The organism is Sphingomonas pruni NBRC 15498, from assembly GCF_001598455.1.
GTDB lineage: Bacteria > Pseudomonadota > Alphaproteobacteria > Sphingomonadales > Sphingomonadaceae > Sphingomonas > Sphingomonas pruni.
In genome coordinates, this window is the sequence record NZ_BCYZ01000109.1 from 1 (window position 1) to 9726 (window position 9726).

Sequence of the window (9726 nt, forward strand, 5' to 3'; positions counted from 1 at the left end):
AAGCCGCTTCGCGTCTTGGTCCCCCTCCCCGTGCCGGGGAGGAATTTGATGCCATTTACCCATTTCTGCGCCGGCCGCTCGACCAGGTGGTACAGCGCGATCGAGGTCGCCAGCACCATCGCCAGGTAGAGCGCGATTAGCGCCGGATGCACGGCATGCGCGTCGCTGACGAACACCAGCTTGAACACCACGAACAGCATGAAGTGCGAGAGGTAAGTGGCGTAGCTGATCTCGCCGAGATAATGGAGCGGCGCCCCATCGAGCGGATTACCGCGCATGCCCGACGTCAGCGCAAGGCCGAGCAGCAATCCAGCAAAGGCAAAAGGCACCTCGAGCTGTTCGGGCAGCCCGGCCGCCCAGCCCGCCAGCATTGCGCCGGCCAGCACGAAGGCCAGGATCGCAGGCACGCGAGGCGCCTCTCGCCAGCGCAGCCAGAGCGCGCAAAGCGCGCTACCCGCGGCGAATTCGGTCAGGCAGCGAACAATGCCGAAATGCACGATATCGTGCCCCAAAGTCGGCAGATGCGCGGTCGCGGCCGCCAGGATGAGCAGGAACGCCGCCGCCGCCAATACGACCAGCCATGTCGGCAGCCTGCGCCAGTCGACCCCGCGGACCAGCAGTGGGAACAGCAGATAGGCAGCAAGCTCGCAGCTGATCGACCAGGCCGGATCGTTCCACGTCAAGGCGTCGGTGAAGCCCCAATTCTGTAGCAGAAAGATATGCAGCGGCAGCTCGCGAAACGGATATTCCACCGGATCGTGACGCCCGGCGGCGGTCAGCGCCAGCGCGAGCAGCACCGCTCCCGAAAGCACGACGAGGTGCAGCGGCCAGATTCGCGCGACGCGCTTGTGCAGGAATACCGGAACCGCGCGCCACCCCTCGCTGCGGACGCGATCGCCCCAGCTCAGCCAGATCACGAATCCGGACAGCAGGAAGAAGAAGTCGACCGCCAGATAGCCCTTGGCGAAGACGTGCAGCCAGAAAGAGGGCAGCCCGTCGATCGACAGCCGGATGTGGTAGAGCACGACCATCCACGCGGCCACGCCGCGTACGCTGGTCAGCGCGCGGAGCTCGGGCCGGGTCACGCCAGCGCGGGGTTGGCCGGCGCGTCGGCCGCCGGCTTGGCCCGTTTCATCGGGCGGAAGCTCTCTTCGGCGCGGCGCCGCTTGAGATAGGTGTCGAGCCCGATCTGCGCGCCGATCAGCATGAAGATGAACGGCTGGAACGCGATCGCGACGAAGCAGGCGCCGAGCATGTAGAGCAGCTGGCCGGACTGGAGGGCGCCGGCGAGCGGCGCGACCCAGGCATAGTCCGCGCCGGCTTTCTTGTAGCGTTGGCGGATCACCTCCATGCGGATCAGCCCGCTCAGGCTGATGAACAGCCACATGATCAGGCCGGGCCAGCCCTGTTCGCCCAGCATCTCGAAATAGGCGGAATGATAGGCGCGCGCCCGGTCGACGGTCAGCGTGGTGTCGAGCTTGGCGTTGCCGGCCTGCCCTTCCGCCTTCACGATGTCGTAGCGGATCTGGTTCTGGCGATACATTTCGAAGCCGCCGCCCATCGGGTGCTGCTTGACGTATTCCCAGGTCCATTTCCACACCGCGACGCGCGTCGCGGCGGACTCGTCCTGCTGATACGACTTGATCGTGCTCATGCGGTCGGTGAACGACTTGGGCAGGAACGGCACCGCGACCAATGCGAGCGTGGCCACTACGCCGAGATAGAGGAATTTGCGCTTCGAATCGCGCAGCATCAGCACGCCAAGCAAGCCGATGCAGAGCAATCCGGTCCGCGTCGAGGTACCGATCGGCATCAACAGGCAGGCGAATACCAGGGCGTAGCAGAACAGCTTCCGCTTCCAGTCGTTGGGGAAGATCGTTCCGTATTTCTCCAGCCACAATATGGCCGGGATGATCGCGATCGCCACGGTCGAGATGGTTGACCCTTCGTACAGGCCGGAATTGTTCTCCACCATCAGGTTGAGCGATCCATAGCCGCCGCCGCCGGCCAGCGTCTTGATCCCGCCGACGATGATGATCGACGCCGCCGACAGGATCATGAAGGTCAGCAGCGCCTCGATCCTCAGCCGCGTGCGCAGGGTCAGCGGCAGGAAGGCGGCAAAGGCCAGGCACTTCCAGACCCAATCCCATTTATCCAGCGCCTCGACCGGAAAATCGGCCCGCATCGTGGTGATCGCGCACCATCCGAGGAGCAGCACGATGACGACCTGGCGCGGCGCGACCCGGCTGTCCTTCTTGTCGTCGATCAGCGCCCAGGACCCGACCGCCAGTGCCACCGCGATCAGCGAGATCGGCACCGAATTGAGCAGCAGATAGGTCAGCCGCTGCGGCGAGACGATGTCGATATAGCAATAGCTCAGGATGAACAGGAACGGCCGGCGAAACGCCAGCGCGAAGAACATCCCCAGGAATCCGACAAAGGCGAGATCGTGAATCATCGCCGCTTGATCTTGCTCGGCGGCTCCGGCCGCTCGTCGTCGAGGTCGCGGCGGCGCAACAGGAGGAAGATGGCGAGCATCATCAGGCCATGCGTGATCGCGATCGCGAAATTGTCGATCATGCTACCGTCTTCCAGCCCATCCGAAGCGTACGCCCTGCGAAAAGCTCAGGGCGAACGGGTGTAGGATTGGTCCTACCGCCGCCGGGTTGACGCGCCGTTAAACAGTCGCGTGGCATGGAAAACGACGATGAAAATCCTTCACGTCCTCGACCACGGTCTGCCGCTGCAGAGCGGCTATACCTTTCGTACCCGCGCCATCCTGAAGGCGCAGATCGCGCGCGGCTGGCAGGTCGCGGCGGTGACCGGGCCGCGCCATGGCGAGACCAAGGTCAATGCGGAGATGGTCGACGGACTCGATTTCTATCGCACCGATCCGCCCGCGTCGGCACGCAGCCCGATCCGCGAATGGCGCGAGATCGCCGCGCTGGCCGACCGCGTGACGGAGGTCGCCCGGACGTTCCGCCCCGACGTGATCCATGCCCATTCGCCGGTGCTCGATGCGATGGCGGCGTTGCGTGCGGGCAAAAGGCTCGGCCTGCCGGTACTATACGAGATCCGCGCCTTCTGGGAGGACGCGGCGGTCGGCAACGGGACGGGAAGCGAGGGATCGCTGCGCTATCGCGCGACGCGCTGGCTAGAGACGCGGGCAGTGCGCCAGGCCGACGCGGTCGCGGTGATCTGCGAAGGATTGAAAGGCGATTTGATCGATCGGGGGATCGACCCGGCCAAGATCATGGTCTCGCCCAATGGCGTCGACCTGACCCTGTTCGGCGAACCACTGTCGCGCGACGCGGCGCTTGCGGCGGAACTGGGCCTGGCCGCAGAGGACGATGTGGTCGGCTTTATTGGCAGTTTTTACGATTATGAGGGGCTCGATGATCTGATCGCGGCGATGCCCGCTCTGGTGGCGAAGCGCCCGGCGGCGAAGCTGCTGCTGGTCGGCGGCGGACCGATGGAACAGGCGCTGCGCGCGCAGGCAGCGGCATCGCCGGTCGCCGGCGCGATCCGCTTCGTCGGGCGCGTTCCCCATAATGAAGTAGAGCGCTATTATAGCTTGGTGGATGTGCTCGCTTACCCGCGCAAGAAGATGCGGCTGACGGACCTGGTCACGCCGCTCAAGCCGCTCGAGGCGATGGCGCAGCGTCGCCTGGTCGCGGCGTCGGATGTCGGCGGGCATCGCGAACTGATTCGCGACGGCGATACCGGCACCTTGTTCGCGCCCGACAGCCCCGCGGCGATTGCTGACGCGCTGGCCGGGATGTTCGCCGATCGCAGCGACTGGGAAGCGCGGCGGACCCGGGCGCGTGTCTTTGTCGAGCGCGATCGTAACTGGTCGTCAAACATTTCGCGTTACGCCCCCGTTTACCAAAATATTATCGAAGCTCGGAAAACGGACCTCAAATGGACGCCACCCGCGGTCGCCAGCGCCTGAATTTCCCCTCGCCCTTCGCCGCGATTCTAGGCGAAAGCGGGGCGATGCGGTTCGCCGTGCCGCTGGCGCCGGCCATCGCCATGGTGCTCGCCGCGCTCGGCGCATTGATGTTCCTACTGATGCCGACCGCCGTGCTCGAAGATCTCGTGGTCGATAGCGGCATCGCGTCTTTGGTCACCGCCGCCCAGCCGCCGCTCGGCGTCACCGCGCATTTTGCCATTGCCTTCATCGTCGCGCTCGTCGTCGGCGGTGTCAGCTGGTTCGGGCTGTTCCTGTTGATCGGCACGCGAGTGGTGGCGATCGGCCGCAATGCGCGTGAAGACGGGGTGCCGATATTGCGCCGCGCCGATGCGCATCCTGATGCACCGCCGCGCCGACCGGTCTTCGCCAATCGCGACCTCGGCACGCCGTTCCTCGAAGTGACCGCCGACACGCCCCCGCCGATGTCCGTCGCCGATGCCGTTGCGTACGTGCCGCCGGTGATCGAGGAACGTGACATCCCGGCGGATCTCGATACCCCGCTCGCCACCTATCGCGGTCCACTCGATCCGCCGCTGCCCGCTCCCGATCCGCTGCCGATCGGCCGGATCGACGAGCCCGTCGCCGCGCCGGAGCCGATCATCGCACCGCTGCCAGTCCCGGAACCTGTGGTCGCTGTCGACCCGCGTCGGATCCGTGCTGTCCCCGAATCACCCGCTGTCGTTCCCCCCGCCGACGATCCCGCGCCACGCTTCGCGTCGCATGAGCGGATCGAGACGTTCGAGCTGACACCGATGGTGCGATCGTCCGAGACCTCGGCTCCGTTGCCGTCGGCGACGATCCACGATCTGCTCGACCGGCTGGAACGCGGTGTCGCCAAGCGCAAGGAAGTCGCGGAGCCAGAGCCGGCAGCGCCCGAAGCGGAGATTCCCGCCGCGGGGTCGCTCGAGGAAACGCTGGGCGTGCTGCGCCAACTCGCTTCGCGGGTTGGCTAGATTTCGGTTCGGGTAGATAGTGCTCCTGCGAACGCAGGAGCCCAGGGCCGCAGGCGGCGCCATTCGTAAACTCTAGGCTCCTGCTTTCGCAGGAGCACTAAAGCCTAGCTCTCCTCGACCAGCAGGAATTCGACAACCGCTATCCCGCTGTTCCGCTCGACCAGATCGGCGCTCGCGACAAAATAACCGCGCACGGCAAATTCCGCCTCCGGTAGGTCTGCCAACCAGGTCTCGAAGGCCTCGTCCTCGCCGGCCTTGATCTCGACGGTTAGCCGCACGCCGCTGAACAGCGATGACGACCAGTCGCGGCCGCGCACCAACGACACCGCAGCGCCGGATACGCTTTCTGTAGCCGAATCGGTCACTGCCTTGATCAGGTCGCGCTCTACCCGACTCATTGCGCGGCATCCTGCGCGGCGATGAAATCGACGATGCGACGGGCGACCCGACGCCCCGGTTCGCGACCGTTGCGCAGGTCGCCGACCAGGCGCGGATCGTTGCAGGCCAGCCGGCCAAACCGGGTCGGCGGCATGTTCGACCGCCGCAAAAACTTCTCCACCTCGCGTCCGATATGCATTTGTCTGGCCTCTATTTTTGCTGCCGATTCGCTATAAGTTCATGATCTGTTCCAAATTCCAACTTGTCTAGGAAATTTCCTACGACTATGGTGGCAACCATGGTTGACGTGCGATCGACGCTGGCGGGATTGGCTGACGAGGCGGGGACCAGCCTGGCCTGGCTGTCGCGCGCTCTAGGGCGCAACGACGCCTATCTGCAGCAGTTCGTGAAGCGCGGGACGCCGCGTCGGCTCGATGAAGAGGACCGTCGCTGGCTCGCCGCCTATTTCAACGTCGACGAACGCGCTTTGGGCGGGATCGGCGGCAGCGACGCGACCATGGTGGCGGTGCGCCGGATCGATGCGGAGGCGCATGCCGGCGCCGGCGGGCTGGTCGAGGACGATCGCAACGGTGGAGAGGAACGGATCGACCCGCGCGTGGTGGCACGGCTGGGCGTGTCACCCGCTACGCTGACGATGATCACCGCGCATGGTGATTCGATGGAGCCGCTGATCCATGACGGCGACGCTCTGTTCGTCGACATGGCCGATCGCCGCTTGTCGTCGCGCCCCGGCATCTTCGTGCTGCGGCTCGACGGTGCGCTGCTGGTGAAGCGCGTCGCGCGGATCGGGCTGGAGGTCCAGGTGACCAGCGACAATCCCGACACGCCGGCCATCGCGCCGGTCCGCGCCGATCGCGTGGCGGTCATCGGCCGCGTCGTGCGGCTCGCGCGGTCGCTACGCTAGGCCGGGAGCTCCTAAACGACGCTATCGGTACAGGGGCTAGATGGCCGGCAATGGTGAGAAGGGGGATATCTGCAACGACGGCGAGGCTTGGTGGAATGCGACCGTTCAAGAGTGTAGACTTTGGCTCATGCTTGAGCCGCTTGGGCAAGATCTGTGGTTTGCGGATGGCGGAATCGTCTCGTTCAAGGGATTCGATTACCCCACGCGGATGGTAATCGTGCGCCTCGCCGATGGCGGGCTCTGGCTGTGGTCGCCGGTAGAAAAGACCGCTGCGCTCGAGCAGGAGGTTCGGGCGCTGGGTCCGGTTCGGCACATCGTCAGCCCGAATAGCCTGCACTATCTTTTTTTGAGCCAGTGGCAGGTCGCATTTCCCGAGGCGGAGTTGTGGGGCACGGCCGCTACGATCGCCAAGCGCAAAGATCTCCACTTTTCCAAAGCGCTGGCCGATGTCGCGCCGGCCGCATGGGAGCGACAGATAGATCAGTTCTATTTTACGAACTCACTTTTCATGGATGAGCTGATCTTCTTTCACCGCGCATCGCGCACCGCCATTATAGCGGATCTCTCCCAAACTTTCAGCGAAGCATTCCTGAAGAAGCACTGGCCTTGGTGGATGCGCCCGATCGCCAAGTTGTCGCAAATGACCGAGGGACGGGGTTATCCGCCAATCGATTACCGGATCAGTTTTCGCCATCGCGCAAGCGCGCGGCCGAAAGTCCGGGCGCTGATCGAGGAACATCCTAAGCACGTGGTCGTGGCGCACGGGGAGATTGTCAGGACGGAAGGTGAAACTTTTCTGCGCCGAGCGTTTTCATGGTTGCTACGATAGCCGGAATGGCCGGTAACGGGTCGCACGCCGACTGGCCGCTTTATGAGCCTACGATTTAGCTGAAGGTTACTACCTGCGCCGGTCGATCAGGAAGATGATCGTCGCGGCGATCGCGCCGCCGGCGCCGCCGATCAGGACGCCCAAGGTGGTCTGCCCATAAAGCACGCCGGCGACGGCGCCGCCGATCAGTCCGAGTGCGAGCAGGCATCCGCCGGCGGCGGGAGCGTTCGATTGTGGCGGATTCGGTCTCATGCGCGCTGCCTGCCATGTTCCAGGATCGGACGCCAGTGTCCCGGCATGGGATGCGTGGGGCAGGTTGCACCGTGATGGTGCACGGCGATTTACCACCGCGTCGCGCCGGTTTCCGTCGATCGCCGGGTCGTGGCACGCGCCTTGTAAGTCTTGGGGGCTGGCCAGTTCGGAGTATCGCATGCACGTCTATCTCGCTGATCGTTCGTCGGTCGACGCCGCACAGGAACTGATGGCGACGTTCGGCGACGATGCCGGGTTCGAGGCGGCGGCGCGCGCGGACAAGAGCCGCGATCTCGGCAACCACGTCAATTTCTGCCGCTGGCGCCAGATCGAGCGGCTGATCGTGCTGATGTCGCAGGGCCGCGCCGTGGGCACCGTTCACTAAGGGTCGAGTACGGACCCTAATCCATATCAGACAGTTTCTGCGGGAGATTGTTTCGGCTTCGTTTGTTTCTGCTCTCAGGAAACTAGCAAACGAGGCCGAATGACCACGCCCCAATATCTGTCGCTCGCCCTTCTCGTTGCGATGATGGCGATGTTCGTCTGGGGCCGCTTTCGTTACGATGTAACCGCGATGCTGGCGCTGCTCGGAGGCCTCGCCCTCGGCATCGTCAAACCCAAGGAAGCGTTTACCGGCTTCTCCGATGACATCGTCATCATCGTCGGGTCGGCGCTTGTGATCTCGGCGGCGGTGCAGCGATCGGGTATGGTCGAGCGCGCGCTGAGCTTGATTGCCGGCCGCGTCACTCGGATTCGTACGCAATTGCTGGTGCTGACTGCTTCGGTCGGCGTCACCTCGGCGCTGGTCAAAAATGTCGGCGCCCTCGCCATGCTGATGCCCGCCGCATTCCAGATGGCGAAGAAGAACAAGGCGTCGCCGTCGGTCTTCCTGATGCCGATGTCGTTCGCCTCGCTGCTCGGCGGCCTGATGACCCTGGTCGGCACCTCGCCCAACATCATCGTCAGCCGGGTGCGGCAGGACATGGTCGGCCAGCCGTTTCGCATGTTCGACTATTTCCCGACGGGCTTCGGCTTGCTGGTGATCGGCCTCATCTTCCTGCGCTTCGGCTATCGTTTGCTGCCGCGCGACCGGCGTGGTGTGCCGACCATGGGCGAAGCGCTCGACATCAAGGATTACGTCACCGAAGTGACGATCGGCGAGGGTTCGCCGGCGATCGACGAAACGGTCGACCAGTTCACCGACCGGCATGACGGCGACGTCACCGTCACCAGCGTGATGCGCGCCGGCATGCGCAGCGAGCCGCGGCCGTGGATGACCCTGCGCCAAGGAGACACGCTGATCCTGGGCGGTGAGCCCGACGTGCTCGAACGCGTCATCGCCACCAACAAGTTCGCGCTGGCGGGCTCAGACCGCGATGTGCCCGAGGATCGCAAGGACGACGAGATCGGCGTGATCGAGGCAGTGATCTCGACCAACTCGCCATTGATTGGCCGCACCGCGAGCAGGATGCAGTTGCAGCGGCGGCTCGGCATCAACCTGATCGCGGTGTCGCGCGAAGGCGAGCGGCTGACGCACCGCTTGGGCGGCACTGTGCTGCGCGCCGGCGACGTGATCGTGCTTCAGGGACCGTTGAGCTTGCTGCCCGAGAGGCTGCCGGAACTGGGCGCGTTGCCGCTTGCCGAACGGGCGCTGCGGCTCGGTAATTCGGGCAGGGGCCTGCTGCCGGTAATCATCCTGGCCGTGGCGATGATCGCTACCGCGACAGGCTATGTCCCGGTGGCGGTGGCCTTCTTCGCCGCGGCGGCGCTGATCCTGGCGATCGGCGCGCTGCCGCTGGCCGAGGCCTATGACAGCGTCGAATGGCCGATCCTGATCATGCTCGGTGCGCTGATCCCGGTCAGCGATACGCTGCGCACCACCGGGGCGTCACAAATCCTGGCGACCTGGCTCGCGCATGTCGCCGCCAGCCTGCCGCCCTGGGGCGCAGTCGCGCTGATCCTGGTCGCGGCGATGGCGGTCACGCCATTCCTCAACAATGCCGCGACGGTGCTGGTAATGGCGCCGATCGCCGCGGTGTTCGCCCATGATCTCGGCTATCGGCCGGAAGCATTCCTGATCGCGACGGCGATGGGTGCGGGGTGCGATTTCCTCACCCCGATCGGGCATCAGTGCAACACCCTGGTATTCGGTCCCGGTGGCTACAAGTTCGGCGATTACGCCCGGCTGGGCGCGCCGTTGTCGCTGCTGGTCGTGCTGGTCGGCACGCCGCTGATCCTGATGGTCTGGCCGCTGCATTGAGCGATAGGGCGATCGGCCTTTCGCGCTTCTGAACTCCCCTCCCTGCAAGGGAGGGGTTGGGGGTGGGTGCGCGCGTCCGCGCGCTCAGAAAGACTCTCTATCCGGCCGCCAAAATAGCGGCGGACGAGGCATCGAGCCTCGCCCGCCGCTACACCC

General features: G+C 64.9%; 12 protein-coding genes. 6 read left to right on the forward strand and 6 right to left on the reverse strand.

All coding sequences use genetic code 11. The features are described 5' to 3' along the window. The 3 genes from SPR01S_RS20005 to SPR01S_RS22145 all read right to left on the reverse strand — a co-directional run. Positions 1 to 1085 (reverse strand): acyltransferase family protein (locus SPR01S_RS20005; RefSeq protein WP_369405276.1); only part of this gene is annotated, 1085 nt, incomplete at its 3' end. Further along, entirely contained in the window at positions 1082 to 2455 is a 1374-nt protein-coding gene (locus SPR01S_RS20010; protein ID WP_066593326.1) for a putative O-glycosylation ligase, exosortase A system-associated, read from the reverse strand. The genes SPR01S_RS20010 and SPR01S_RS20005, both read right to left, overlap by 4 nt. After that, positions 2455 to 2580 (reverse strand): hypothetical protein, encoded by a 126-nt coding sequence (locus SPR01S_RS22145; RefSeq protein ID WP_281178807.1) that lies wholly within the window; start codon positions 2578 to 2580, stop codon positions 2455 to 2457. The genes SPR01S_RS20010 and SPR01S_RS22145 overlap by 1 nt, the downstream gene beginning before the upstream one ends. A gap of 127 nt (positions 2581 to 2707) precedes the next feature. Between SPR01S_RS22145 and SPR01S_RS20015 the strand changes: the two genes are divergently transcribed. Beyond that, a complete protein-coding gene (locus SPR01S_RS20015; protein ID WP_066593311.1) occupies positions 2708 to 3952 on the forward strand; it encodes a TIGR04063 family PEP-CTERM/XrtA system glycosyltransferase in 1245 nt (414 codons plus the stop codon). Then, positions 3922 to 4926 (forward strand): hypothetical protein, encoded by a 1005-nt coding sequence (locus tag SPR01S_RS20020; RefSeq protein ID WP_066593312.1) that lies wholly within the window; start codon positions 3922 to 3924, stop codon positions 4924 to 4926. The genes SPR01S_RS20015 and SPR01S_RS20020 overlap by 31 nt, the downstream gene beginning before the upstream one ends. Before the next feature lie 104 nt (positions 4927 to 5030). On the opposite strand, the gene SPR01S_RS20025 is transcribed toward SPR01S_RS20020, so the two are convergent. After that, positions 5031 to 5324 (reverse strand): hypothetical protein, encoded by a 294-nt coding sequence (locus tag SPR01S_RS20025; RefSeq protein ID WP_066593314.1) that lies wholly within the window; start codon positions 5322 to 5324, stop codon positions 5031 to 5033. Next, on the reverse strand, positions 5321 to 5503 hold the full coding sequence (locus tag SPR01S_RS20030; protein WP_066593316.1) for a hypothetical protein: 183 nt from the start codon (positions 5501 to 5503) through the stop codon (positions 5321 to 5323). Before SPR01S_RS20030 ends, SPR01S_RS20025 begins: the two co-directional genes overlap by 4 nt. 99 nt (positions 5504 to 5602) lie before the next feature. Here SPR01S_RS20030 and SPR01S_RS20035 point away from each other — a divergent pair, with 99 nt between their 5' ends. Next, positions 5603 to 6229 (forward strand): S24 family peptidase, encoded by a 627-nt coding sequence (locus tag SPR01S_RS20035; RefSeq protein ID WP_066593318.1) that lies wholly within the window; start codon positions 5603 to 5605, stop codon positions 6227 to 6229. Positions 6230 to 6269: 40 nt separating this feature from the next. Continuing rightward, complete coding sequence (locus tag SPR01S_RS20040; protein ID WP_084251320.1) at positions 6270 to 7058, forward strand: DUF4336 domain-containing protein; 789 nt, start codon at positions 6270 to 6272, stop codon at positions 7056 to 7058. Between the two features lie 69 nt (positions 7059 to 7127). Here the strand turns inward: SPR01S_RS20040 and SPR01S_RS20045 are convergent, their stop codons facing one another. Continuing rightward, entirely contained in the window at positions 7128 to 7310 is a 183-nt protein-coding gene (locus tag SPR01S_RS20045) for a hypothetical protein (protein WP_066593319.1), read from the reverse strand. A 178-nt stretch (positions 7311 to 7488) separates the two neighbouring features. On the opposite strand from SPR01S_RS20045, the gene SPR01S_RS20050 reads away from it, so the two are divergent. After that, a complete protein-coding gene (locus tag SPR01S_RS20050) occupies positions 7489 to 7695 on the forward strand; it encodes a hypothetical protein (RefSeq protein WP_066593321.1) in 207 nt (68 codons plus the stop codon). 99 nt (positions 7696 to 7794) lie between these two features. Then, positions 7795 to 9570, forward strand: coding sequence for an SLC13 family permease (locus tag SPR01S_RS20055; RefSeq protein ID WP_066593323.1), 1776 nt, complete (start codon positions 7795 to 7797; stop codon positions 9568 to 9570). Positions 9571 to 9726: the final 156 nt, after the last annotated feature.

Bases quoted from the DNA above. Each gene is read 5' to 3' on its own strand.
- SPR01S_RS22145 (WP_281178807.1), bottom strand. From the start codon at position 2,580: ATGATCGACAATTTCGCGATCGCGATCACGCATGGCCTGATGATGCTC.
- SPR01S_RS20015 (WP_066593311.1), top strand. From the start codon at position 2,708: ATGAAAATCCTTCACGTCCTCGACCACGGTCTGCCGCTGCAGAGCGGC.
- SPR01S_RS20020 (WP_066593312.1), top strand. From the start codon at position 3,922: ATGGACGCCACCCGCGGTCGCCAGCGCCTGAATTTCCCCTCGCCCTTC.
- SPR01S_RS20025 (WP_066593314.1), bottom strand. From the start codon at position 5,324: ATGAGTCGGGTAGAGCGCGACCTGATCAAGGCAGTGACCGATTCGGCT.
- SPR01S_RS20030 (WP_066593316.1), bottom strand. From the start codon at position 5,503: ATGCATATCGGACGCGAGGTGGAGAAGTTTTTGCGGCGGTCGAACATG.
- SPR01S_RS20035 (WP_066593318.1), top strand. From the start codon at position 5,603: ATGGTTGACGTGCGATCGACGCTGGCGGGATTGGCTGACGAGGCGGGG.
- SPR01S_RS20040 (WP_084251320.1), top strand. From the start codon at position 6,270: ATGGCCGGCAATGGTGAGAAGGGGGATATCTGCAACGACGGCGAGGCT.
- SPR01S_RS20045 (WP_066593319.1), bottom strand. From the start codon at position 7,310: ATGAGACCGAATCCGCCACAATCGAACGCTCCCGCCGCCGGCGGATGC.
- SPR01S_RS20050 (WP_066593321.1), top strand. From the start codon at position 7,489: ATGCACGTCTATCTCGCTGATCGTTCGTCGGTCGACGCCGCACAGGAA.
- SPR01S_RS20055 (WP_066593323.1), top strand. From the start codon at position 7,795: ATGACCACGCCCCAATATCTGTCGCTCGCCCTTCTCGTTGCGATGATG.